Consider the following 20,629-nt stretch of genomic DNA (forward strand, 5'->3'; position numbering starts at 1 on the left):
CAAATCATTTTTTAAGGGTTAGGTTTAGACGGCTGCTACCCCCGTATTTCAGTTAGTGTACAATATCTGTCGGTCTCTCAGACGAAGTAACGAAATGAGGTTTCGCCCGGTTCGGCATCTCCAAACTCGTCCAATATACCACCGACACGCCGCGCAAACGACAACGTCACCGGCCATTTTCCTCGAATATCGGCTGTATTCCAATTCATGCGAGTGAGATTTAGGACGTCTTGAGCGGCCTCGGTTTTGCTGCCACCTGATTGCATTCGAACTTCAAATGGTTGCGGAACATGAGGGCCAGGATACGTACCCAACTCTGGCATAAAACCTGATGTGAACAAAAAGGAAGTACCAGAGTTGATAGTGCAAAGTGTCCCAACGTTCGGCGGATAGACCCCCAGCCTCAACAGTCGAAAACTGCTCGGAACGAGGGTAACCAGATCAACGATCGGAATGTCGCTAAGAGCTGCCCTGATACCTGCAAGTTCGGCGGCATCAAAATACGTCGTCTTGTGCATTACAACTCGTACCGGCGGACCACCTGCTCGCGTTGCATACTCCGCGACGATATCTTTCGAAAGATCGTAGGCTTGCTCTTCTGAAAGGTGAACATTGCGGCTCTGATCTGGTGTGGCTGGTACTCCATCGCCCCGGATGGCAAATCCTTCCCCTTCGCTTGAAAAGGCCTGCGCCAAACTTGATTGAACGATGTGGCGCTTAGTTGTTCTCAGGTGATGAAAAGAAATCCCGACAAAGCAGGTCTCAGGCCCTGTTTGAGGCAATCTCCATGGAACACCACCCGCTTTGTAGTAGACACCAACCGAAAAGTTCCACGCTCTTGTCGCAGCATCTTGCCCCCTCGGTGTATCCTCAAGAAGATTCCGAGTGACCATTTGTATTGGCAGCTTGGCTCTGAGTGCACGAGCCTTCAGGGCATGGCGCAAATCTCGCTTCAGGAAGTCCTCTTCCGATTGCTCGACTTCTTCGAACAGATCAAACAGATCTAGCTGGCCTTTGGCGCGAGATTTTCGAATGGCATTCGCTGCCCTCTTTTCCTCGGCCGTCGCACTTCGCTCTACTGCGTGCGACTTCTTCAGAACTTCGTCTGGCATCGCCATTATGACCAAGTCAGGCCGATTAGAGTCGCGAGCGGCAAGGCTGTCCAATGCATCGGCGTAAGCGTTCAGCACCTGTTCAAAACGGCGAAACGGATCACTGATTGCGAGCGCAGTACCGAGTTTGTCGCCTACGCCTCCCTCGTCTAGCCGAATTGTCCAGCTGTCTTGAGTCAATATTGCGCTGTGGAACGTCTCCTCAAAACCGGGAAACATCCGTCTCAGTTGTGTTTCGCCTTCCAAAACTGGGATCGGATTCATGCAGCGCTCCAACCAAGCCCTGGTGAGATCGATCATCCATTGGGGGCCAATTATTCCAACCCCGATCTTCTGCTTCCTTGAAGCCGACCCGAAATGGAGGTCAAACGGCCCCGCCTGTGCCAGACCTACCTTGGGATCCGAAACCGACAGAGCGCCGCCAAACTGAAGGTTTGGGGGCGTCAATTCTTTGACTGACAGCTCAAGCGTCATTGGCCATCTTCCCCACCGTCATCATCATTGGTATCATCTTGGGCGGCATCAACTTCGTCTACGTCTTCGATCGCCGCAAGATCTTCCAACTCTTGATCAGCCTCCAAGACACTCTGCTCCAGTTCGTCCTCAAGCGTTCGACCATCACCAAATGCTGTCGACTTATAAGCAATTCCGGGGAACGCAGTGTTGAGAAGAACTGTCGGCGCATAATCCGAAAGCGTGTTCTTCGTTTCAGGCTTCAATGCAAAAACACCTTCAGCCTCCTCAGACAAACATGCCATCCAGAAGGTCACATCGTGCATCACGCTGGGATTAAAGTCTCGGGCCGCTCTTTTTGTAGACAGAATATTTATTCTATCCCTTCCCAAGTACCGGCGGTTGCCGTCGCGAGTGAAGACATAACCCGGGTTGATAAACAGACCCCAGTCAATCCCAAAAGCCATCAAGGAGTATGTGAAGGCCTTGTGTTCGTAGTAGAGAAGGTCGTCAGAATCTCGCTTTGTACGAGCCTTTACGATGGTTCTCGTGGCGCGCTTCACACGTCCTTGATAGGTGATCTTTCTTTCGGGTTCGTCGTTCTTAGGGAAGTGCGCCCGGCGACGATCCTCGTCTACAACGAGACCGATTGCCCTTAGGTGTTCGTTCAAGAGCTCATGCAGTAGCCTGCGCATGATGTTCAAACCATTTCCCTGCTCAAAGAGCTCTGGGATCGTCAGTTCTTCGATGTCTCCTTCGTCAAATGGCGTTACATAGTCACTTGTGATCCGCTCTAGATCGTAAAAACTAAAGAAGCGCCCATCTTGCACATATCCTGGAGGAACCGGAAGATCTCCGGCGCTTTTTCGAAGCCCAGCTGCTGATCGAGCGGATGTACCGGCGTGCCAAACCTTCTCCGGCAAACCAACAAACTCCGCAAGATTTGTCGTGAACCGTACTGTCTCAGATTGATCAGCTACCGCCGTGCGCGTAATTTCATCTACTGCTTCTGGCCGGGCAAAGATCAGAACCTTAAACGCAGAATTCTGCTCCATCGGGTGGAAATGCACATCACCATTATTGTCAATTGTATACTGAAGCATGTCGGCAAGGCCTGAGCCGCGCCTTTCCATTTCGTTGCTACCGTAAAAGAAACTCGAAATGACGGGGTTCCGGTAGCCTTTCAAAACACCCCGCGAACCTCCGCGCACAAGGCTCTCAATCGACTCTGCGCCCGCCCGTGCCGCGACTTCATCGATGAGACCCCCTGGGCTTATCGTTTCAATCTCAGTCGGCGAAATCCTGATCTCTATTGGCGCTTCAACCGAATAATCCCGATGCACCAGTGCATTCACGATCATTTCGTGAATAGCCAACGGATGGTAAGGGGTTACTTGGTGGGACTTTCCATCTTTCAAAAGAAACGGTGCATTGAGGAGAGCGATCGTCTCCTCAAGTGTGTTGAGCTGGTTCCAAAGGGTACCACCGATCTCCCGCTGAACCGAAAAAATGCCAACCTCGTCGGTATCAATGAGATCGGCATCTTCGCCGAAGGCTCCTCGTAGCCATGATTCCGGACCTTCAATGGTCAGTTTGACCATTGCCTGGGCGAGGCTCTGGTTCGGATTTCGGGCGAACATGACCCAGGCGGCGAGCGTAGGCGACGAAACTTTTGGGTCACTCTCAGTTTGATGGAGCAGTCTTTTGACAACAGCACGTTCTCTGACCCACTCGGAGTCAAATCGCTCAGGGTAAGGTTCGTAGTGCTTGTCGGCGTACTGCCTCAACCGCTGGAAAAGAACCTGCTCATCCAAATCTTCAAACCGTGCGGATTGAAAAGGGCGCATGTCCAAAGGAAGAGAACTCGGGGCGCTGACCGGTCCCAGTTGTTTCAATGGGGTCTGCCGAGCAGCGAGCTGGTCCAGCAAGTCGTTCTTCAACAATTGATCAAAGCCATCAATTGGGACTCGATTGAAGTTTGAACCAATCTTATCGGCAAAAGACTGTACCAGAGGTGACAGGGGCTCGGTTATGCTGCGTTTCATGTCGCACCAGAAAACCCCATTGGTGAACCCATTTGCATAGTCAATTTGGTTCTCGAGCAGGTCTTTCATGACCGATGGCTCCATCCCGCGATACCCGACAACGATCAATGGGTGATCACGCAGTAGGGGCTTGATATGCTCTACGGTCTCTTGGTCTAACTTTAAGACATCTTCAGCCAAGTTTTTGTCGGAATAGTGCTCAACCGATCCATGGATGTGGATTAACTGCGGGTTTGCTGGCGACGTTTTGAATTGGATCCAGTCGGACGCTGTGCGGATTTTGACTAGGTAGGGCGGCACAGCTTCAAGAACGGCCGCACGATCAATACAATGATCAAAATTTGTCGTTAGAACTGTTGCAACCCAACCATTGTACAGTATGCGCGCTAATGCCCTGTAGCCCTGTCCAGGCTTCACGCCCCGACTGATGAGTTGCTCGAAGAACTCTCTTCGATCTTGCGCAATTCCCAACAGGTTGTCGATCGCGACTGGGTACTGATCGGCGAGGCCAACCCCCCGTTTGAACCAAGACTGCTGTTCAAGCCAAGGAATCCAATCAGAGTCGACGACACCAGGGTCCATTGGAGAACGACCGTGCTCCTTGCAGTACGCCCATTTCGCTGCGCGGTTCACCGTTTCACCGGCAGCTGGCACCCCGGATGTGACGGACGCTCCTGCTCCTAGCAGCAAAATCGGTTGGCGATGCTCCGCGAGCAGTGTTTGCAAGCGTCCAACTTCTGCATATCTGATTGACGATAGAACTTTGCTGTCCATCTGCTCGAATCGTGTTGTTTTGATTTTGTTGGCTCATTATGCGGAACAAATTCAGAACATACCAGATGGTTCATACTCGCAAAACATCTAAGCAGAACGTTCTAGTCATCTTCCTTTGAGTCTAGATCTCTTATGCATTCGCGCCATGCAGTCGAAGTTCGGCGCTTTCTTGAGCCGTCGATCAATGTCAGCTTTCGTGATTGGTGCGCTCAACTTATGCCCTTGCCGCGAATGGCTCCTTTCCGCCCTTTCTAGCCGTGTCCGCATAGCGCCCCTAACTGACAGAACAAATCCGAACAGGCACTTCGCGCGCGCGCTGCCAGCGCGACCCGTAGAAGCTCAGTTTGTGTTTCTCAATTTGAGCCATACCGGCCTCCGGGACACCTTGAACCAACACTGCGTTCGCAACGCTGGGTGCCATCGGACCGACCATCTCCAGCAACTTCTCCACATCTCCCGTCCTCGCACACACCCACAACACCAACAGATTGGCTTTCAGCCCGTAGTGCGACTTCCAGATCTGCTGTTCAATCACTTGTCGGTAGAGATCAATCGACGACGCCCAGCTCTTCCTCGCGGCAGGAGAGGTCTTCGGTTCCGTCCCACGATCGACTTCGAGGGCGAATACCCGGTATGTACCGCCGTAGTCGAGCCCAAAAAGCTGATCCGGGATCAGCCGCTGCCGACCTACCAGGATGCTGAGCGACGCACCCTTGATCGCCAGGATTTCGTGTGCCGGGATGTAACGGACGCCATCATTTGCGGCAGCGATGTCGATTGCACTGGTAACCTGCGCGACCGCGAAGCTGTGCCACCAGTGTCCCTGTGGCCGAACGGTTGGCTCATCCAAACCCAGATCGCGTAGATGGTCGCGAGCACGCATTCCGAGATCGTAAATGTACGGATTGAACTCGGCCTTCGCGGTTCGCCGCTGCTGCGGTGGCAACATCAGGTATCCACCAGCCCGCAGCTTCTGCATCTGTCGCAGGGCCGTATCCTTGCAGCGATGGGTATCGCGCGTGAGCTCGTAAAGGTATTGCGACGATTGTGGCCCATGGCGCTCGATGTGTTTCAGCCAACGCAGCTCGCGCTCCGTCGGTACCACGTCCGATTGCGGGGCGATATGATGGAAAGTGGCGCGTCCGAGACTGTCAGTCTGTGTCGACATGCGCACAGACTAATCCGGCTCAAAGCTCCGGCGAAGGCTCGGTTGGATCCGGAAGCGGAATTTCTTCTGTTTCTTCAGGTTTTTCGTTCCCCGGCGGATCGTCCTGAGCCGCAGTGTTCTGCCATGGATCGGCGTAGTTAATTCGGCTGAGCTCGCGGATGGCATCACGTTCTTCCTCGGTGGCCTTCGGCATGTTCTCGAGCACGAAGAACGGAAACGAGATTGGCACTGCTCGGTCGGTGAGGCCTCGAACGAAGGTGGCGAATGTCCCCTTTGGCTGTCGCTGGATCGTGTCGGGATCACAGCTCATCTGACCGGCCAGCGACCGAGCGTCGCGCGCGGAGACGCCGCCAGCGAGCTTGATCGAGGTATTGGCCTCGAAAGCCTCCTGCAGGCCGGAGGAGAGTTGGCCGAGATACTGGTGCGCCATGGTCATGCCGACCCGGTACTTGCGCGCTTGGCTGAGGATGACGCCGATGTTGCGGTCGAAGTAGTCCTGGGCTTCGTCAACATAGACCATGGCCGGAAGCCGATCGCGGTCGGGCAGGGTGGCCCGCTCCTGGGCGGCCTGGGCGATGAGCGCGATAAAGAACCGCCCGAATATCTCCGTCCCTTGTTCTTTCAAAAGCGATTTGGCGGTGTTGATCAGGATCAGCTTGCCGGCTCCGAGTTCGGTGAACATGTCGAAACGCGAGGTCGGGTTCGAGAACATCCGCTCGAAGGTCTGGTTCTCGAGGACACCGTAGAGTCGGCGCAGTACTTGGGTCTTGGTCGGCGCGAACTCCTTGCTGTCGAACTCCGTCTCGAAGAACCGCCGGGCGGTGCCGTCGAGCTTGGCGATGTGCTCCTGGTATTTCTCCGCGCCACCGGGCTCCATCAGTTCACGCAGGGTGTGGATGGTCGCACCTGGGATGTAGAACATGAGGCGGGTGACATAGCGGAAGACGACGCTCTGCTTCGAGGTCATAGCCGCGGCCAGCAGGGAGCCGAGGACGAAGTCGTAGAGTTCGATGATCGAATTGGTGAGGCGCTCGCGCTCAAGGTCGTTGTAATGGGCCAGCCGCTCTTGGCCAACCGAGAACAGGTTGAGTGAGACCGGCCAAGCGATGTCTTCGGGATCGATCAGCACGATCTGTTCCGGGGGCAGGTGCCTGGCGCGCAGGATCGTGTTGATGAGATCTCCCTGGCTGTCGATCACCACCACGGACTTGTCGCGTCGTGAGACTGCTTCGAGATCGCGCGCGATGAAGTACTGCAAGGTCTGGGTCTTGCCGTGGCCACTGCCAGCGATGATATGAGTATGTTCGAAGCGCCGTTCCTCGGGTATCTCGAAGGGCGTCTTCAGCACAAAGAGCGCCTTCAGGTGCGTGCCGCTGAGATAGGTGTCGACGACATCGTCGCCCTTGTACTCGGTCGGAAAGATCGGTTGGGTGCGGTGCGTGCGCCTCAGGTTGGCGTCGAGCTGGTCGCGCAACGCCTTGAAGTGGGCGTAGTCGTTATCCTGGAAGAAGGGGGCGATCACGTCCTGGACGGCCTGGCCGAGTGGATGCAGGAACTGGGTTACCTCGACCAGAACATCGCCGGAGGTTGCGGGAACCGCCCGGGCAATCGGCGTCAGGCTCAGAGAGATCATATCAAGGGCGGTGAGCACCATCACGCGATCGCCGCGGGCCTGACCGGCCCGGGCCATCATGTCCCGGTAGCGAGCGCCCTCGATCGTGTTGCAGAGGGCCGGCGGCGGCGGGATCTCCGGCATCAGGCCTTCTTGTGCGAAGAGCGCCTTGCCAATCGCAAGGAGCTGGATCTGCAGCGCCTCGGGCGTGTCCGGCGGCCAGTGGTGGAGCAACGCCGCGTCGATCTCCGTCTCCAAGAGCTGCACGCTGCCAGAGAGTGCATGATCGTACAGGAGCTCCGTCTCGCGCCTGGCGACGCGCTCGAGCCGCCAAGGGTTTTCTTTCCAGAGGCGATAGCCGACGTAGGCGACAATACCGACGAGCGCGACGTAGCTCACGAGCACCGCGATGATAACGAGGAAGGCGAGGATCGTGAATGTCAGGAACAACCCGAAGAAGTTTTCGCCTGCCGAGCGCGACATCAGAATTCGGTCACGGTGCGTATGCCGGTCTCGATATTGTCGTCGAGCCAGCGCTTCATCTGCTCGAGAACGGCGAGCAGATCCGCTTCGTAGTCTTTGGCGGCAGACGGGTTGGCACAGAGAAACCGGTCGGTGCGGCCGTCCATCAGGTGCTCCACCCGCAGTTCGAACTTCTGATCCCGGTCGTCCACGCGCGCGTTGGCTGGGCGGCGATCGACGAGCTTGAATTTCAGCAATCCCCTCTGTCGGATGACCTGTTTCTCTTCATGGGAAAAGGCCACAGTCAGGTGCACCTCCTCAAAGGTCTTCCGGAACGGAAAACCGCGGTGCACCGTGTGATGGTCGATGGCCACCCGCATCAGTCAGACCGGATCAATGACGCCATTGGGGTGGGTGGGAGGACCAGAGATAATGCCGCTGAAGCGGTATATGTCACGGCAAACAAAGCTCGATACTCGTTCCGGAGTGATCCGCGATGTTCCGCCCCGGCTCCCCATACCGGACCCCCATACGGGTTGGGGGTCTGTATGGGGGTGGTGTTCAGACCGCATTACGAGACGGATCCTTTGCCTGCTGCGCCAGCAACGGATCTTTTCGGTCAATGAATTCGACGGCTTTCTCAGACGTGTCGAACCGTTGACCGTCGTAATAGTAGCCATCGACAGCGCCGTAGACCTGGTGTCCACGGTGTTCGAAACTAACTGGCCGTTCCTTCTCTGCCTCTTCCGTGGACTGCTCGATGGCGGCGGCTGCTTCGCTTTGAGACTCCATTGTGCTTGCCGTGTCGGCATAACTCGGCCCCTCAACAGGCGGATCCGCATCTCTGTCAGTGGATAGAGCTTCTGTAAATCCCGCGGCTGGCGCGCCTTTCTGCAACTTGAAGCCGCGCCGCGAGACTTCGAGCTGATCTCGGGCCACTTGCAGCATCTGCTGGGTGTATTCGGCGGTGTCTACGCCGGCGCGTGCATTCTGAACGATGGCGACCTGCAGCATTCCGAGGAACGCGACTGCGATTCCCGGCAGAGCCGCCGCCATAGCTGCGCCGCTTGGCGCGAATTGTGAGACGGTCGCGGGTCCACTGAGCGTCAATAGGACACCTGCTCCCACCATTAACCAGGCAGCAATTTCAAGAATGTCGAACATCTTGCGCGCAGTTTCATAAGATTTCATATTTCCCCCTCCAAAGTAAATCAGTTGAACATTCGCGCTTTAATAATGAAAATGATAACATAGGTAGTGAAATATTCAGACATGTTTGTTGCTGGAGTGTATTATGCACCCATGTTCCACCCTGAAGCGAATCTGGTACGCATAGGTATGAATTTTTTCGAAATGAAGGAGCATTTGGAAGACATCTGGCCTTTCATGCATGCATGCCGTACTAAGCGGCCTTGATGAAACTCGAAAAACAAGGACAGCAGGATGACTGACGCCCGCTTAGAAGCCGATACCGAACATGACGACACGCTCTCTTTGACGGCAGAGATCGTGGCCGCCTATGTCGGGCGCAACCAGATGGCCGCCGGTGATCTGCCGGCGCTGAACCGTTCGATCCACAAGACACTATCTGGTCTTACCGGGAACGTAGCTGCAGAAGTCGAGAGCGCACGACCAGCTGCCGCGCTTGTCCCGGCAGTCCCGATCGATGCCTCTGTCGGCAAGGATGCGATAGCCTGCCTGGAATGCGGCAAGGACTTCAAAACGCTGAAGCGCCACCTGTCGACCGAACATCAGCTGACCCCGACCGAATACCGCGAACGCTGGCAGCTGTCGAACGACTATCCGGTCCTGGCGCCCTCCTACAGTGCGCGGCGCTCAAAGACCGCCAAGAAGATTGGGTTGGGGCGCAAGGCCAAGGCGGCCTAACCTATTGCTGGCGCCCACCGCGCGGTGATTGTTTTGGCAAAAAAGCTGCAGCACCCGACTGCAGCTTTCCAATATTCAAACATGTCCATCCCAGATCAGCCGGGTATGTCTTCTGGTGCGTCCGGCTCGGTGGCTTCGATACAGCCTGCGTCCCGCGCCAGGGCCAGGGCTTCGAAGCAGACAAGATTGTGGGGTTCCTTACCCCAGATCGGCGGCTTCCCATGTGCGGTGGGTGCGGCATCCGGAAATTGTCGGACGAAGGCGGCGGCCTCTTGATGCGCGTTATTGAACAGGCGCCTGCGCTCAACCACCCGGTGCGGTAACGACAACTCTGTACCAAGATCAACGAAGGCTTTCAGGATCGGGATCTGCCGACCGCGTTTTCGTCCTGCCGCGTCCGGGTTCTCCGAGATCAGAACATTTGGTCGGAATTCCGCGATCCATCCTCGGAGGACCAGTGCCGCGGCATCCGCAGATTTGGATCCTTTCGCAGAAGTGCTCCAGTAAATCAGATCAGGACCTTCCAGGACGATGACACCGAGGCGTCCGGTTCGGGCGGCGACCGACAGCACCCGCGACCTGCTAGCCGCCATCCGTCAGATTGGATTCCTCTGCCAATCGTTCTGCCAGACGCTCCAGTGTCCGGCTCCGAATATGCCCTCTCGGCCAGTCGCGCGGCGCTTCCGGTAATGTCTCGAGATGAACGGCGATGTTGCGGCGGGTTTTCTCGAACGCCTCGGCATAGAGGTCTTCGAAGCTTCGGCCGTATAGAATGGATAAGGCGCAGATCTCTTCAATCGTCGGCGCACGGCGCCCGCGCTCGATCATACTGATCTGGTGAAGCTTGCCACCGATGAGATGGCCACAATCGGCCTGGGTAAGTCCGGATCGCTTCCGGATCAGCCTCAGGTCGGCATTGAATGATTTGAACATAGTGTGTTCGGTTAGTGAATAATGACCCTATGATAGCCGATGCGACGCGGTATGCGTACGACCGTTCATTTGTGAATTCCGAGCACGGGCTGGGGGCGGCAGGTCCTGGACCGTAGCGACGTATTGGAGAGCGAAGGGGCGAGGGCCCGCTTCGCCTATTCCGGCCCGAACCTGCCGCCCCCAGCCCGTGCTCAATCCTGGAGAGGAATAGTTTTGCGCACAATGCGAATACCGGCAAGACCCGGGCATCCGCCGTCAATGCGAATGACGCCCCAAAGAAAATGGTCCGTCCCATTTGGGACGGACCTGGCACGTGGAAACGAGGTTCAATACTCGCTGGCCAACATGATCGTCAGCACACGATGTGTGAGCAGCGGATTGGCGGCATCGAGGGAGTGCCCCTCAAGCTTCAGGTCGAAGTAGTCGATCTTCCAAAACACCTTCTCGCCTTCGACGTCGATAGAACCGAAGTCATGCTCGCCATGGGGATCATTACCCTCAGTGAAAGTGTTGAAATCGATCACCGCTTTGGTGACTGCGGCCAGAAACGGCTCGCCCTTCGCTTTGATCCCGGTGGTCACCATGATGGAGGCATGGTCGGCCTGGCCATGCCGCAACTCGTCATTGAGACGACGGACTCGTTTGGTCCTGAACGTCTCGTCGACCAGCCAGTTAAGATTGCAGCGGCCACAACGCTCGCACACGAAGCTGTCGAAAGTCGGCCCTAAGACCCATCCGCGGCTCCCAAGGCTCCAGATCGCCGAGGCGTCGCGCATAACACGTTGATCACCACAACTGGCGCAAATTGGATAAGCGCCAACCAGATCACATACATCGATATCCCTTGGCATATAGTTCTCCTTCCGCAGGGTAGGGGCCCGAAACCGTTTCGGGCGCACCCTCCGAAAGGAGAGAAAGAGCGGTCTGTGAGTAGCTTGCCATCAGGCGGGATTTCCGGAAACCACCTGTCAGTCAACAATGTTCCGATGAATGTCTAATTCGTGAGTGGATCTAGGGAAGCGTGATGGAAATGCGACCCGGCGTTGAAATGCTTCGATGCCGCTGGCCGCGTCAAGCCTGCGCCCAAACATTGCCGACCGACACTCGCGGCTGAATTCGTCATATGGCATTTGCTCAAACCAATGGCGCACCAAGGCTTGAAGATCAGCGTTCGGAAAAACTTGCCGTCTTTGGTGCGGCAACGCACAATTACGTCGATTTGATCATGGTTAGCTGCTCGATAATGTTGATGGTACTGTAGAATACAGAAAAAGAGTTCTGAAAGTTTTACTGCAGTAATAAAATTATCAGGATATAGCCCCACCAGAAGTCGACCCGGAAATTCTCACGCCTTGGACTCGAGAATATGGCGAACGTTCTAATTTACCTGCTTTCCACGATACCGTTGAGTGGAGACTTGCAAGGTGCCGCCCTTGTGTCACTCTGCGAAATGAGCTCCTTGCCTTTCCTATCACACCGGTATTACTTCCTTGTGTGAAGGTGATTTGAAGCAGTCCGATCTTGAATCGCTATTAGAACTTGGGCAATCTATCAGATTACGAAAAATATCTGGCGAAAATTACAATATTGATACGATAATAATAATCGTTTGTCTATTTGTATTTATTTATCTGAAGTAAAACTTGAAAAGGGATCTGACCTTTTTTTAGCGAGGCGGGCTTTGGAGTGCATGGGGGAGACGGTTGACGAAAGGGCTAGATCGGAGAGGCACTGTAATGCATGACTTAATTCGAACGGAAGATGGCTTCATCAATCTGCCTTACGAATTGATCCCAAATCTCAGGATTGGTTCTTCTGCGAAGATGCCACCAATGGTATTGGACGTGTCCGATATTGGCGCGATAACCGTTTCAAACCATACACGGCGCGATCGGGAGCGTGATGTAGGACCGCCATGGCGTGTAGTTTTTTCGGTGAGCAAGCGTGCTTTCGACATTGGCATGTGCCTGTTGCTCGTTCCAATTTTTTTGATTGTGGCTGTGTTTTTGCTGGCGCTGAACCCGTGGCTTAATGCCGGCCCATTGTTTTTCGTACAAAAACGGATGGGTCGCGACTGCGCCCCGTTTGCTATGTTCAAATTTCGTTCCATGTGCGATGCCGGATCGTTTGAACGGACACCGGAATGTCCCCTGGAGCTTCACCGGATTACCGTGCTGGGTCGTTTCATCCGGGGCACACGGGTCGACGAATTGCCTCAGATCATTAATGTGCTCAAAGGCGAAATGAGCCTGATTGGTCCGCGGCCAGATTTTTACGAGCATGCACTACATTACCTCTGCGAAGTATCTGGATACTGTCGAAGACATCGCGTTCGGCCCGGCATCAGTGGTCTGGCCCAGACCGAAGTCGGCTATGTCACGGGCTCCGAGGCGACCCGGCGCAAGGTGAGCGCCGATCTTTATTACATCTCGCATACGGATTTCAAGATGGAGGCTTGGCTTGTCTGGAGAACGCTGACCGTAATTTTCAGCCGCATGGGCATCTGACGTCGCCTAATGTCACGCAAATTGGACCGATGGACCGATGGGTCGGGCAAAGCCCTTCGTCAGAGTGTTTCGGAACTCGCGATACGTTTTCGTAGCCAAGAATGCGGGTCGGTCTTCTGAGCAAGACAATGTGGCTGCAGTCCCGTTTTGTAATCGGCTTCTCTGAATAAGCCAGTCTCATGGTGCCCTCTCTCGCCGAAAGGATCTGGGCATCTTACAGTGATAGACTTTAGGCCGGGCCCAGTTTGACTACCTATTCACAGTGGAGGAGATCATTGTGGTGATCGACGAAAGGTTTCGAACTGCAGTTTCAGATGCCGGGATACTTAACGATTTTGCTGACGGAAGCGGCTCAACTTGGTCAGATGCAGGCACTCGGTCTTGCGCTGCGTCTGGGGGTGACTTCGCTTAGTGCGAATGCGGTTGACCTGCCACAGGATTTTTCCTCCACTGTCGATTAGAGTCCGACCCAACTTGAGGACGGACAATGAAGCGAACGAGATTCACGGACGAGCAGATTATTGGCATCCTGGCTGAGCATGAGGCTGGGGCGAAGTGCGCCGATCTGTGCCGCAAGCACGGCATGTCGGAAGGCACCTTCTACAACTGGAAGGCCAAGTTTGGCGGCATGACGGTTTCGGAAGCCAAGCGGCTGAGAGCGCTGGAGGATGAGAACGCGAAGCTCAAGAAGCTGCTGGCGGAACAGATGCTCGACATCGCCGCGATGAAGGAGCTGGTTTCAAAAAAGTGGTAACGCCTGCCGTGAAGCGCGAGGTGGTCGCGCATCTGAAGGCTCTTTTCGGGTTTTCGGAACGGCGGGCGTGCCGGATTGCCGGGGCGGATCGCAAGATGATCCGTTATCAGGCGCAGCGGGCGCCAGATACGGACCTGCGCGGCCGGCTGCGGGAGTTGGCCAACGAGCGTCGGCGGTTTGGCTATAGGTGGCTGTTCGTTCTGCTGCGCCGCGAAGGCGAGCCCTCGGGGATCAACCGGATCTATCGGCTCTACCGTGAGGAGGGACTAACGGTGCGCAAACGGAAGGCCCGGCGCAAAGCCGTCGGCACACGAGCGCCGATCCTGGTCGAAGCTCAGGCGAACGCACGGTGGTCTCTGGACTTCGTTCATGACCAGTTTGCGAGCGGGCAGCGTTTCAGAGTGCTGAACGTGGTCGACGACATCACCCGTGAATGCTTGGCGGCTGTCCCGGACACATCGCTCTCCGGGCGACGAGTGGCTCGTGAGCTGACGGCCCTGATCGAGCGTCGAGGGCGACCCGGCATGATCGTCAGCGACAATGGCACGGAGTTGACCTCGAACGCGATCCTGCGCTGGTGCTCCGAGCACCGCATCGAATGGCATTACATCGCCCCGGGCAAACCCATGCAGAATGGTTTCGTGGAAAGCTTCAACGGAAGGATGCGGGACGAACTGCTCAACGAGACCATGTTCCGCAATCTGGCCCATGCTCGGGTCGTGATCGCCGCTTGGGCGACTGACTACAACACCGAACGTCCGCATTCGGCCTTGGACTATCGGACGCCGGCCGATTACGCGCGGACCCTGACCACCGCAATCGCCCGCCCCGCTGCGCAAGATGAAAGCTCCGCGCGTCGGGCGATTGCTCAACCTGCGCCGATCGGCGTGAACACCAACCGGGCTCCGGTCGCGGCTGGATGAAAGACCCGTGGCAGGTCACCTCAAGGTTTGTGTGAGTAGACTTGTTAATTGCATTTTGCAGAAGCTGTGTACTCGGCCTTGTGAGCAAAAAAAATTGGCAATTCGACTGAGTTTGATCCTGAGCTCTTATAGCTTGGCAACCGACTGCAGATTGATAGCACCGAAATCACAAGCTCTTTCGATTGATCGTCGCCGATCCTAGTTTTCCGCTGGCTTTCTACCCAGGCCACTCTTCTTCGCGGCCCTCGATCTCTTGGCGGAATACTTTGGTGCAACCATTGGGTAATCCTTGGAGAGTCCCCACCGCTCCTTGTAGTCTTCGGGGCTCATGTTGTAGGCCGTACGCAAGTGGCGCTTCAGCGTCTTGAACGGTTTGCCATCCTCAAGACAGATGATCAGATCCGGCGTAACTGACGCGTCAATTGGTACAGCAGGCACCGGTCGGGCGGAGGCCCTTTCTCTGGGGTCGTGTGACGCTTTTAGCAAGCTATCCAAGGTCACGTGAACCGAGCGGATCATCCCTGAAAGATCGTCTTTCGCCATCTGATTGTGCGACACATAGGCGGTAACAATCTCGGTCGTCTTCGCGAGAAGATCAAAGACCCGTTCTGGGGCGTCGACTGAATCTTTCATGGGGCAGCTTCCGTGCATTGGGCGTTTGCGATTGCTTACGCAACGCTGTGGTTTTTTACCAGTCCCTTGCCCTTCAATTTGTAGAAACAGTTAGAAATGGTTCAAAAAAAATTTGGAATTGCCGTAGGGTTCGCTCACTGCCAGCTGGAGGATCCCAATTATTTCTCGAAATTAACGCTGAGAAAGTCGGGATTTTCGCAATTATGTTTGTCAGAACCAAGGCAGTCGCGGGGTGGGTTACTAATTACTATTTTTTTGCTGTAACATGTTTGAATTCGATCGACTTAGCTGCATCCTGACCCGAGGACGGAATGTCCATCTGTGGTCGGGCGAGACGATGGAATATCTGTTATAATGTATGTGAGACCGTCTTACCTGCCGCGTGTCTGGCTTGCGCCCCGCGATTTTTGGATTACCGTGTGCAGCCCAGGGTGGAAAAGAGAATGTTGGAAGAAGCACAAGCTCGAGGAGATCGTCGCGAAGCTGCGGCAGGTTGATGTGTTGGTGTCGCAGGGCCAGACAGTGGCTGAGGCAGTGCGCACGATCGGCGTGAAGCAGTTCACCTATTACCGGAGTATGGTGATCTGAAGACCAACCAGGTGAAGCGGCTGAAGGAGCTTGAGAAGGAAAACGAGCGGCCGCGGAAGGCCGTTTCACATCTCACGCTCGAGAAGCTGATCCTGCGGGAGGCCGCCTTGGGAAACTTCTATGCCCCGCCCGCCGCCGTGCTTGTGTCGACCACGTCAGGCGGAAGTTCCGCATCTCTGAGCGTTTCGCGTGTCGCGTTCTTGGCCAGCATCGATCGACCCAGCGGAAGGTGCCGCGTGGTCGTCCTGATGAGGATGCGCTCACTGCGGACATCATCGCTCTCGCCTCTCAGTATGGCCGCTATGGCTACCGGCGCATCGCGGCCCTACTGCGAGATGCCGGTTGGACGGTGAACGTTAAACGGGCCGAGCGGATTTGGCGGCGGGAGGGGCTCAAGGTCCCACAGAGGCAACCGAAGAAAAGCCGGCTCTGGCTGAATGATGGGTCCTGCGGCCGGAGCGGCCGGAGCGGCCGAACCGTATCTGATAATACGACTTCGTCGAGAGCCGGACTCTCGATGGAAGGAAGTTCCGAATGCTCAATCTGATCGAGGAGTTCACGCGTCGGTGCCCGGCGATCCGGATCGACCGCCGTCTACGATCGGTGGACGTCATCGATGTGCTGTCTGGCCAGTTCATCCTGCGGGGTGATCCGGAACACATCAGATCCAACAATGGACCGGAGTTCGTGGCAAAGGTGGTGCGCGAGTGGATCGCCGCTATCGGAGCCAGGCCCGCCTACATTGTACCGGGCAGTCCCTGGGAAAACAGCTACTACGAGAGCTTAAACGGGAATCTGAGAGATGAACTGCTGAACGGCGAGATCTTCTACAGCTTTGCCGAGGCGAAGATCGTCATTGAGCGCTGGCGCTGGCGCCAGCACTACAACACCAAGCGACCGCACTCATCGTTGGGCTATCGGCTACCAGGTCCGGAGGTCATCTCGTGGCTGGCTTACTCAACCGGAAACCCATCGCCGGCCACGCCAGCCGTAGCACCAGGGCCCGTCATGCACTAAGTCTGAAACAGAACCACACGATTGGGCAGGCCACGGTCGTGTTCGCGTGCTGGGATGAATTGGACCGTTTGCATTCGGAAGCCATGGCTGGCTGCGATTGCTGCAACGTGGCGCTGTAACAAGATTTTTTTGTGAGATGGCCGACGCCTTTTGGGCCAATCAGCGGTTCAAATGGCCCCAAAAAAATGGTTTCATGGCGCAGCCAATCGAAAGAATACTCTTAACAACTCGCTTGAGAAGTTGCGTTCGGAATGCTTGGAAGAGAAAGAGAAACCGGTTCTAAGAACGTATTCGGTCAGAAGTCTTTCCGTATTCCGTGGCTATTCAGGAATTCACAGATTAGTATTTTCCCCCATAGTAATATTGGTACTTCGACTTCCGTCGATCGGCTTGGTTAATCACAATACCGGACACATATACGCCGGATGCGAAGAGCGCTTTCTGCGCCGTTAAAACTTCCAAGTGCCTGGTGTGGAGGTGCCTGGCAATCAAAATTGTGTTTCCTGCACATTGCCCGACCACGCAAGGATCAGTAACGGCTAATACGGGTGGGGTATCAAGTATTACTAAGTCGTATACTTTCTCCAATTCGCGAACTAATTTTGAGAACGTTGGCTTAGACAAAAGTTCGGATGGATGCCTCGGCAGAGCTCCCGTCCCTATGAATTCCAACCCCGTTTCTTCCTCCTTGAAGATCGTATCTTCTATTTGCGCTGTTCCCATCAGAATCTCAGTCAGCCCGGGCATGGATATTGACGGAGGAAACTGGTTGCGAAGCCCACCTCGCCGGAGATCGCAGTCCAACAACAATACGCGTGACCCGACTGAGGCGGCAACTAGGGCCAAATTCAACGAGATGAATGATTTTCCGTCGGATGGGGCGCAGGACGTCACCATCAAACTATTGCTTGATGTCGCGGAGAGTGAAAACTGAATTCCGGTACGGAGATTCCGAATAGACTCAATTGCGGAATGAGTCGGATCCGCCAATGCCAGCGCGTTGCTCTGCCGGCCGGGCCTCCACTTGGCCAGATTTTTGACCTTGTCTACAGTTGCAAGCAAGATCGATCCCAACTCCTCTATAGACCTTGCATCCTCGACGCGACGTGCGAATTGGTTCAGCGCGAATACAAGGACGGTCGTAATCAGAAATGCGCCCATACCGCCAATGATGATCGGGCGAGTTCGGTCAGGCCCTGCGACGCTCGCGCTTTCGGCAGGATCGAGCACATGAATGTTCGAGACGGTGCTCGCTTTGAGTGTCTGTAGTTGTTTGATTTGTCCCTGCAATTGCGCATGCAATGTCTTTAGATCTTCTACACGTTTGGTTAGCCTCGTCAGTTCTTGTTCCGCGTTGGGAATGCCGGACAGTTCGCTGCGAATTTCGGCTATTTGCTTTTCTAGCTGCAATTTGCCTGAATCAAGTGCCTTCAGGTCCCGGTGGTCTCCCGACAATGACTTGGCTAGGACCTCCTCTCGAAACTCTAGGTCTCGAAGCGCATTTTCCAGCCGGACGGAACGCTGGATCAGTTCGTGAGTCCCGAGGCTCAAACCCTCTGCTTTTTCCGTTTCCAGGAAGGCGGATAGCGTCATTTCCGCAGTTTTCAGAGATGCACTCACATCCGGAATTTGGTGCTGAATAAAGCTCAATGTCTGATCGATTTCAGCAAATCGGCGCTTAAGATTCTCGGTACGGTAGGATTCTACGATTGCATTAATAATTAATTTGCTCATTTTGCGTGATGTATCGGTATATTTGAAGTCAAACACTTCACTTTGATATCGAATGTCGGCAGAGAAATTACGCGCCAGCCGGCGTGCGGCAACCCAGACTGGTTCTTTTGAGAGAAAAAAAACTCTCCCGATGGGCGCGTTGATTTCTGAAATTGTCAGTTCAACGCCGTTCCGAATCTTGACTGGAGACCCTAGCGTGCCTTCAATGGAATGACCGGCAGGATCATCTACCATGAACGTGTCGGTAGAGAGTATCTCGACCGGGAATACGGTTCCTACAGCGTCTTCGGCAACCTCGAACGATTCGACGGTGATCGCCTCTGCCGGCCTCGCGTACCTGTCTGGAATTCGGCGGTCTACGATAGGAATTGTATAGCGCTGCAGTGCATGGCCGATGATCGGAAGCCTCGCGGGAACGATGCGGATGTTTAGGTCCAGATCCTCTACTACCGGGTCGAGGACCAGCCTCGAGCTGAATATGTGAATCTCAGTGGCAAGCTCACGAGCTACATCGTCGCCAGCCAAGAGACTGCCCACCAATTCTTCCGGAAGATCGATGCGTGGAGCACTTCTGTCCACCTGAACGACGCTGCGAGCCTGGTATAGGGTCGGTCGCAGTTGCCCTACGAAAACTCCAACTGCCGCTCCAGCAATCGCCATGGCCAGTAGCAGCAGCTTTCTGTCGAAAAGTTGTGTGAATAGCTCAAGAATGTTCAACTCGTCGTCGGAATAGCTGGGCATTGCTTTGCTGGGCGCGGGCGAGCCAGACCAATAGTTGCGCGGTTGGTGAGAACCGCTTGGATGTCCGTTGCCTTCTTTGGGAATGTTGATCTCGTTCATTGTTTTTGCCTCGACACGCTGCCATCAGCGCCGACGATGTTTCGTACTATCGGTTGAGGGGGCATGTTCATCCTGGTGATTTTCATTGCGGTGTCAGGATCAAGCCCTATGGACCCCAAGCCGACGGTGTTCTGTCGATGTATGCGGTCCGAAGAGGCTCTCGCCCCCAGTTCCAGCCAAACTTTTTCGGGCTTGGCTTTAGTCTGAACTGATGTGGGCGAATCGTGCGGAGTTCGTATTGGCCGGAGCCTCCGCTTTTCGGCTTAGCTCATGGAACGTTGGCTCGGACAGATCACGCCGCGGCGTAGCCCAAACCAACTCGACCGGGTCCGCAACAAATCGAAACCCATGACCGTAGTATGTACGTATTATTTCCTGCTTTCTCCCGCAGTCCCCAAGTACATTGCGGGCTGACTTTATCCGGCTATTTATTGTTATGTCGGAAACCGTCTTTCCTGCCCAGAGCTTGGCCAAGATTTCGGAGCGATCAACTACCTGATCTCTTTTGGAGGCAAGATACACAATCAGGTCGAAAACTTGAGGCTCCGACTTTTGTCTTCTGCCGGCGCGGGTTATTTCGCGGCAAGGGACATCTATTAAGATGTCCCTAAAAGCAATTGTTTTCAGCTGGGGGGCCATTTTCCTTCCTTCCTTTTTTCGCGCTAGCTCCGTGGGTCAAGGCAATCGCTTACCCGTCGGTGCATGCACTCATTTATGTGGTGACATTACGTCAAGGAAGCGCAGTGAGAATTCAAGATAAAATTTTCGATTATCCTCAAAATAGGTAGTTTTGCCCATCGCTAAATCTGTTCTATTTTTGGATGGTTGTTTGATTTAGAAGGATAAATTTTTTAAAACGGTATAAAATAGTTATAAAAACTGGTGAAAATAATGAGATAAAGAGGTATTTTCATGTATACTGTATCTTTTTGTTGTTATTGAAATTCACGTCTGCCATTGGCTTCGTGAAGTCAAAATGGTGGATTGAAAATGGCCGCAAACCTTACCGTGTCCGACGTCTCTCTGACCGAGGGGCAATCGGGTATTACCGTGTTCACCTTCACGGTCTTCCGGACCTCGACGGCTGCGGCGGACTACAGCTATGCCGTCACCGGCAGCGGGGACAATCCGGTCGATATAGACGATTTCTTCTACGGGGAGTGGCCTTCCGGCACAGTCACCTTCGC

The 20,629-nt window shown here is 54.8% G+C and carries 16 protein-coding genes and 1 pseudogene; 5 read left to right on the plus strand and 12 right to left on the minus strand.

Annotated elements, in window-relative coordinates; genetic code table 11:
• Nucleotides 1–77: 77 nt before the first annotated feature.
• The 6 genes from HCO70_RS21760 to HCO70_RS21785 all read right to left on the minus strand — a co-directional run bounded on the left by HCO70_RS21760 (nucleotide 78) and on the right by HCO70_RS21785 (nucleotide 8,817).
• The gene (locus tag HCO70_RS21760; RefSeq protein ID WP_172299992.1) at nucleotides 78–1,586 is read right to left on the minus strand and encodes a hypothetical protein; all 1,509 of its coding nucleotides are present in this window, start codon (nucleotides 1,584–1,586) and stop codon (nucleotides 78–80) included.
• Nucleotides 1,583–4,384, minus strand: a complete 2,802-nt coding sequence (locus HCO70_RS21765; RefSeq protein WP_172299993.1) for an SIR2 family protein — start codon at nucleotides 4,382–4,384, stop codon at nucleotides 1,583–1,585. The genes HCO70_RS21760 and HCO70_RS21765 overlap by 4 nt, the downstream gene beginning before the upstream one ends.
• Nucleotides 4,385–4,658: 274 nt before the next feature.
• Nucleotides 4,659–5,552, minus strand: coding sequence for a replication-relaxation family protein (locus tag HCO70_RS21770; protein WP_172300025.1), 894 nt, complete (start codon nucleotides 5,550–5,552; stop codon nucleotides 4,659–4,661).
• A gap of 19 nt (nucleotides 5,553–5,571) precedes the next feature.
• On the minus strand, nucleotides 5,572–7,647 hold the full coding sequence (locus HCO70_RS21775) for a type IV secretory system conjugative DNA transfer family protein (RefSeq protein WP_216665564.1): 2,076 nt from the start codon (nucleotides 7,645–7,647) through the stop codon (nucleotides 5,572–5,574).
• On the minus strand, nucleotides 7,647–8,006 hold the full coding sequence (locus tag HCO70_RS21780; protein ID WP_172299994.1) for a hypothetical protein: 360 nt from the start codon (nucleotides 8,004–8,006) through the stop codon (nucleotides 7,647–7,649). The genes HCO70_RS21775 and HCO70_RS21780 overlap by 1 nt, the downstream gene beginning before the upstream one ends.
• A gap of 181 nt (nucleotides 8,007–8,187) precedes the next feature.
• Complete coding sequence (locus tag HCO70_RS21785; RefSeq protein ID WP_172299995.1) at nucleotides 8,188–8,817, minus strand: hypothetical protein; 630 nt, start codon at nucleotides 8,815–8,817, stop codon at nucleotides 8,188–8,190.
• 252 nt (nucleotides 8,818–9,069) lie between these two features.
• Between HCO70_RS21785 and HCO70_RS21790 the strand changes: the two genes are divergently transcribed.
• Nucleotides 9,070–9,513: a MucR family transcriptional regulator gene (locus HCO70_RS21790; protein ID WP_172299996.1), complete on the plus strand. Its 444-nt coding sequence runs from the start codon at nucleotides 9,070–9,072 to the stop codon at nucleotides 9,511–9,513.
• 95 nt (nucleotides 9,514–9,608) lie between these two features.
• Here HCO70_RS21790 and HCO70_RS21795 read toward each other — a convergent pair whose 3' ends face one another.
• From HCO70_RS21795 to HCO70_RS24915, 3 genes are all read right to left on the minus strand, one after another.
• The gene (locus HCO70_RS21795) at nucleotides 9,609–10,085 is read right to left on the minus strand and encodes a hypothetical protein (RefSeq protein WP_172299997.1); all 477 of its coding nucleotides are present in this window, start codon (nucleotides 10,083–10,085) and stop codon (nucleotides 9,609–9,611) included.
• Nucleotides 10,086–10,095: 10 nt separating this feature from the next.
• A complete protein-coding gene (locus HCO70_RS21800; protein ID WP_172299998.1) occupies nucleotides 10,096–10,446 on the minus strand; it encodes a helix-turn-helix transcriptional regulator in 351 nt (116 codons plus the stop codon).
• Nucleotides 10,447–10,772: 326 nt separating this feature from the next.
• On the minus strand, nucleotides 10,773–11,297 hold the full coding sequence (locus tag HCO70_RS24915; protein WP_253913417.1) for a DUF3768 domain-containing protein: 525 nt from the start codon (nucleotides 11,295–11,297) through the stop codon (nucleotides 10,773–10,775).
• 885 nt (nucleotides 11,298–12,182) lie between these two features.
• Here HCO70_RS24915 and HCO70_RS21810 point away from each other — a divergent pair.
• The gene (locus tag HCO70_RS21810; protein ID WP_253913418.1) at nucleotides 12,183–12,953 is read left to right on the plus strand and encodes a sugar transferase; all 771 of its coding nucleotides are present in this window, start codon (nucleotides 12,183–12,185) and stop codon (nucleotides 12,951–12,953) included.
• A gap of 487 nt (nucleotides 12,954–13,440) precedes the next feature.
• A protein-coding gene (locus HCO70_RS21815) for an IS3 family transposase (RefSeq protein ID WP_172299999.1) occupies nucleotides 13,441–14,630 on the plus strand; the annotation gives its coding sequence in 2 pieces (ribosomal slippage) (nucleotides 13,441–13,693 and nucleotides 13,693–14,630; 1,191 coding nt in all).
• 198 nt (nucleotides 14,631–14,828) lie between these two features.
• On the opposite strand, the gene HCO70_RS21820 is transcribed toward HCO70_RS21815, so the two are convergent.
• Nucleotides 14,829–15,263 carry a MucR family transcriptional regulator gene (locus HCO70_RS21820; RefSeq protein WP_172300000.1) on the minus strand — a complete coding sequence of 145 codons (435 nt, stop codon included), beginning with the start codon at nucleotides 15,261–15,263 and terminating at the stop codon, nucleotides 14,829–14,831.
• 417 nt (nucleotides 15,264–15,680) lie between these two features.
• Between HCO70_RS21820 and HCO70_RS21825 the strand changes: the two are divergent.
• A pseudogene (locus HCO70_RS21825) lies at nucleotides 15,681–16,868 on the plus strand (IS3 family transposase).
• 339 nt (nucleotides 16,869–17,207) lie between these two features.
• On the opposite strand, the gene HCO70_RS21830 reads toward HCO70_RS21825, so the two are convergent.
• Together HCO70_RS21830 and HCO70_RS25120 are read right to left on the minus strand one after the other, a co-directional pair.
• On the minus strand, nucleotides 17,208–19,442 hold the full coding sequence (locus HCO70_RS21830) for a polysaccharide biosynthesis tyrosine autokinase (RefSeq protein ID WP_172300001.1): 2,235 nt from the start codon (nucleotides 19,440–19,442) through the stop codon (nucleotides 17,208–17,210).
• Between the two features lie 198 nt (nucleotides 19,443–19,640).
• The gene (locus tag HCO70_RS25120; RefSeq protein WP_172300002.1) at nucleotides 19,641–20,081 is read right to left on the minus strand and encodes a winged helix-turn-helix domain-containing protein; all 441 of its coding nucleotides are present in this window, start codon (nucleotides 20,079–20,081) and stop codon (nucleotides 19,641–19,643) included.
• Nucleotides 20,082–20,432: 351 nt separating this feature from the next.
• Between HCO70_RS25120 and HCO70_RS21840 the strand changes: the two genes are divergently transcribed.
• On the plus strand, nucleotides 20,433–20,629 hold a 197-nt coding region (locus HCO70_RS21840), incomplete at its 3' end, for a hypothetical protein (RefSeq protein WP_216665565.1).

This window comes from Pseudoruegeria sp. HB172150 (assembly GCF_013184805.1).
GTDB lineage: Bacteria > Pseudomonadota > Alphaproteobacteria > Rhodobacterales > Rhodobacteraceae > Psychromarinibacter.

What these genes read in the sequence shown, in the direction of transcription:
- HCO70_RS21830 (WP_172300001.1), bottom strand. Translation starts at nt 19,442, where the DNA reads ATGAACGAGATCAACATTCCCAAAGAAGGCAACGGACATCCAAGCGGT.
- HCO70_RS21790 (WP_172299996.1), top strand. Translation starts at nt 9,070, where the DNA reads ATGACTGACGCCCGCTTAGAAGCCGATACCGAACATGACGACACGCTC.
- HCO70_RS21780 (WP_172299994.1), bottom strand. Translation starts at nt 8,006, where the DNA reads ATGCGGGTGGCCATCGACCATCACACGGTGCACCGCGGTTTTCCGTTC.
- HCO70_RS21820 (WP_172300000.1), bottom strand. Translation starts at nt 15,263, where the DNA reads ATGAAAGATTCAGTCGACGCCCCAGAACGGGTCTTTGATCTTCTCGCG.
- HCO70_RS21765 (WP_172299993.1), bottom strand. Translation starts at nt 4,384, where the DNA reads ATGGACAGCAAAGTTCTATCGTCAATCAGATATGCAGAAGTTGGACGC.
- HCO70_RS21785 (WP_172299995.1), bottom strand. Translation starts at nt 8,817, where the DNA reads ATGAAATCTTATGAAACTGCGCGCAAGATGTTCGACATTCTTGAAATT.
- HCO70_RS24915 (WP_253913417.1), bottom strand. Translation starts at nt 11,297, where the DNA reads ATGCCAAGGGATATCGATGTATGTGATCTGGTTGGCGCTTATCCAATT.
- HCO70_RS25120 (WP_172300002.1), bottom strand. Translation starts at nt 20,081, where the DNA reads ATGGCCCCCCAGCTGAAAACAATTGCTTTTAGGGACATCTTAATAGAT.
- HCO70_RS21800 (WP_172299998.1), bottom strand. Translation starts at nt 10,446, where the DNA reads ATGTTCAAATCATTCAATGCCGACCTGAGGCTGATCCGGAAGCGATCC.
- HCO70_RS21775 (WP_216665564.1), bottom strand. Translation starts at nt 7,647, where the DNA reads ATGTCGCGCTCGGCAGGCGAAAACTTCTTCGGGTTGTTCCTGACATTC.
- HCO70_RS21760 (WP_172299992.1), bottom strand. Translation starts at nt 1,586, where the DNA reads ATGACGCTTGAGCTGTCAGTCAAAGAATTGACGCCCCCAAACCTTCAG.
- HCO70_RS21810 (WP_253913418.1), top strand. Translation starts at nt 12,183, where the DNA reads ATGCATGACTTAATTCGAACGGAAGATGGCTTCATCAATCTGCCTTAC.
- HCO70_RS21770 (WP_172300025.1), bottom strand. Translation starts at nt 5,552, where the DNA reads ATGTCGACACAGACTGACAGTCTCGGACGCGCCACTTTCCATCATATC.